The sequence below is a fragment of the Caldisericaceae bacterium genome (assembly GCA_036574215.1).
In the GTDB taxonomy this organism is placed as follows: Bacteria; Caldisericota; Caldisericia; order Caldisericales; family Caldisericaceae; genus Caldisericum.
Genome location: JAINCR010000026.1, coordinates 1 through 3361, shown reverse-complemented (window position 1 = coordinate 3361; position 3361 = coordinate 1). Strand labels below are relative to the sequence as shown.

Sequence of the window (3361 nt, the reverse complement as noted above, 5' to 3'; positions counted from 1 at the left end):
GACATGCTTGGAAGAGCAGATGCTGTAAAAGTTGACAAAGATAACACCACAATCATTGGTGGGAAAGGTGACAAAGAAAAAATCCAAGCAAGAATTAAACAAATCAAAGAAGAAATACAGAGAACAACCTCAAGCTACGATAAAGAAAAACTCCAAGAAAGACTTGCAAAACTTTCGGGTGGAGTTGCCATCATTAAGGTTGGTGGCGCAACTGAAACTGCAATGAAAGAACTAAAGCACAGAGTTGAAGATGCTGTATCAGCAACAAAGGCAGCTCTTGCTGAAGGAATAGTTGCAGGTGGTGGTGTTGCATTTGTAAAGGCACTTCCATCACTTGAAAAACTACAAGCAGAAGGCGATGAAAAAACAGGTATTAACATTGTAAAGAAAGCACTTCAAGAACCTCTTAAACTCATTGCAGAGAATGCTGGCTATAATGGCATAATTGCTCTAAACAAAGTAATAGAAACTCAAGACAACGTCGGCTTTAATGCCGAAACAGGCAAATTTGAAGATATGTTTAAGGCAGGAGTTATCGATCCATTTAAGGTTGTAAGAACAGCATTACAGAATGCAGCAAGTATTGCAGGCTTACTCCTTTCAACAGAAGCAATAGTAACAACAATTCCGAAAGAAGAAAAACCTGCACCAGCACCACAGTATCCTGAATACTAATAATTAAACTTTATCTCAAAATTTTTAGCCCTCCAGTAAGGAGGGCTAATTTATTATAAGTAGGAAATCAAATAAAAAATTTTGAATCTTCAAAGTTTGTATTTTTAGTGATTTTTTTTATAATATTAGTGAGAGTTTAATATTTAAAGGGAGGTAGTAAAAATGGAACAAAAGAACGAAGTAAGCGCAAAGAAAATTTCGTTTCCTTCAAAAAGAAATGGATTGATGTTGTTCATACTTATTTTAATAGGATTTTTTACCTTATCCACGATAGTCCCTGTATTTGGAAAATACGGAACTTTACTACAAGTCATTTCTAATAGCAAAGTAAAAGATTTAGCAAATATCCCCAAAAGTATATTGGCAATTGCAAACAAAAGCACAGAATTAGATAAAACTTCAGAAGCATTTAACATTACTATAACTACACAAAACCAAGAACAAGAAACCGAGCAAACCAGTACAAAAGTTGAAACAAGCACTTCATCCCAAGCACAAAATAGTGAAAAGACAAACAAACAAAACAAAAATAAGATTGTAGTAATTAAAGGTGAAATAAACAATGTCCAAGATAATGAAATTGTAATTGATGAAACACAAGTAATGGTTGATGAAAACATCCCAATAAAATTTGAAGGAAAACCAATAAAAATAAGTGAAATAGTTATTGGTTCAACAGCAATTGTGCATGCAAAGGTAGAAAATGAAAGTTTTATTGCAAGGGATATCACTATTTTAAAAGAAGGCAAAAGCACTGAAGAAAAAAACCAAGAACAGGATCAAGAAGATGAAAAGGATGAGGAAGATGAACAGGATCAAGAAGATGAAAAGGATGAGGAAGATGAACAGGATCAAGAAGATGAAAAGGATGAGGAGCAAGATAAATCCCGGAATTCACAAAAAGAATTTGAAGTAAGATCAATTATTACCTCAATTACAGGCAATAACATTATTCTAAAAGATTTTGAACATCCTGTTAATATTCTAGATACAACATCGATTGAAGAAAACGGGATAGGAAGAACAACAAAAGAAGCTCTCAAGGAAGGATTAGAAGTGCAAATTCATATTAGATATGATGGCACCAACTATAACGCAACAAACATCGTTATTAAAACTCCTGAAGAAGACGAAAACCAAGATAAAACTCCTCCAAATAACAAGGATAAAGCAAAAGAAAACGCTAAAAAGCCGTAAAGAAAAATTTTAATTTTGTGTAAATCTTAAGATAACAAAAGGCGTAGTTTCATCCTCATTGCCTGCAGGGTTATCTATTAGGGTTTTTTCTATTTTATCTTTTTTAATACCACTGGTTGCTCCTTTACCCATGCAGCACTAAGATCGTTTGCATCAACAATTGCAACATCAAAACCTATTTTTTCCTTTATCCTTAAAGCAAACTTTATAGGGTCTTTTGGTCCAAGTATTACATAGTAATCATAAGGTGGAATAGAAGCAGGTGGATCATCCAAAATTGAAGATTGTTGCCCTGTAAATTTGTAAAACCACCCGTTAATACCAAGAAACTTTCCAATTACTCCCATTATTAAACCAAACACAACTTTCAATAACCCATACTCAAAAATTAATACCTGCATTGAATAAGGATTTGCAAGGGGTGCTGCACCCCCAAAAGGAATACTTTTTTGATTTATAAATTTTGAAAATGTTTTTGCAAATGGACTAACCTTAATTGAGTCTGGAGAGTAAATTCTTCCCTCAGATATTCCAGCAACTGTTGAAGCTATAGTTAATATGTCACCTTCTTTAAGTAATGGTAAAACATACTTCTCTACAATTGGAGTAATGTCTTCATCTTCCTTTATTAGGCTTGTCTTAACAGGGATGCTAATAAAATCTTTATTATTAATATCCTCTTTTCTTTTTTCTACCTTTAAACCAAAATGCTCCCTTGCAAATTCAACTAAGCGAATATTTTTAGGGTGTGTTTTAATCCCAATCTTTATAACTTCGTGGGCTTTCTCAACTTGCCCAAAGTGAAGAAGTATCTCTGCATATTTAATGAAATCAGTTGCATAGAAATCAGATGGTTCTATTCTAAAAAATTTTTCAAAAAGGGCAAGTGCAAATTCAAAATCCTTTTTTTCATAGGCAATTGTTGTAAGCCTTTTTAAGACATACCTATAAGGAGACATTGTGCTTTTTTCTTCTTTATCAAACTTATCTAAAATACTTCTATAAACATACTCTCCTTTATTTTTATCACCAAGAGTATAAAAATAAAAGTCACCTAAATAAAGTTGAAGCCAAAGATTATCTGGGTTATTTTTAATGCCATTCAATAAAACTTCTTCTGCCTTTAAAAAATCATGTTTAAGTGAATAAAGATGCGATAAATACCTGTATGCTCCTACACCATCTTTTGGGTGTTTTTGAAGAAAATCATTCAAAATACTTATCTGCACATCCTTAGGAGTATCTTTAATTTTTTGGATAAACATAACTACAAACCTAATTCCTTTTTGATTCTCTTCATTCCCGCAATACCTATTGCTATAAACTTATCAAGAGTGAAACCCAACTCTTCACATTCTAAAATTTGCTCTCTATTAACCCCAGCTGCAAATCGCTTTTCCTTAAATCTTTTTAAAACAAATTCAACATCAACATTATCAAGGTCCTTTCCTTTTACAAGTGCACAGGCAGTAATTAATCCAGAAAGAGG

General features: G+C 32.8%; 4 protein-coding genes. 2 read left to right on the top strand and 2 right to left on the bottom strand.

Annotation, left to right across the window (positions count from 1 at the left end):
• On the top strand, positions 1–675 hold a 675-nt coding region (groEL, locus tag K6343_01455), incomplete at its 5' end, for a chaperonin GroEL (protein ID MEF3244641.1).
• Between the two features lie 162 nt (positions 676–837).
• On the top strand, positions 838–1872 hold the full coding sequence (locus tag K6343_01450; protein ID MEF3244640.1) for a hypothetical protein: 1035 nt from the start codon (positions 838–840) through the stop codon (positions 1870–1872).
• 89 nt (positions 1873–1961) lie between these two features.
• Here the strand turns inward: K6343_01450 and K6343_01445 are convergent, their stop codons facing one another.
• Together K6343_01445 and K6343_01440 are read right to left on the bottom strand one after the other, a co-directional pair.
• Positions 1962–3137 carry a coenzyme F420-0:L-glutamate ligase gene (locus K6343_01445; GenBank protein MEF3244639.1) on the bottom strand — a complete coding sequence of 392 codons (1176 nt, stop codon included), beginning with the start codon at positions 3135–3137 and terminating at the stop codon, positions 1962–1964.
• A 2-nt stretch (positions 3138–3139) separates the two neighbouring features.
• The coding region (locus tag K6343_01440; GenBank protein MEF3244638.1) for a phosphohydrolase at positions 3140–3361 on the bottom strand (222 nt) is incomplete at its 5' end.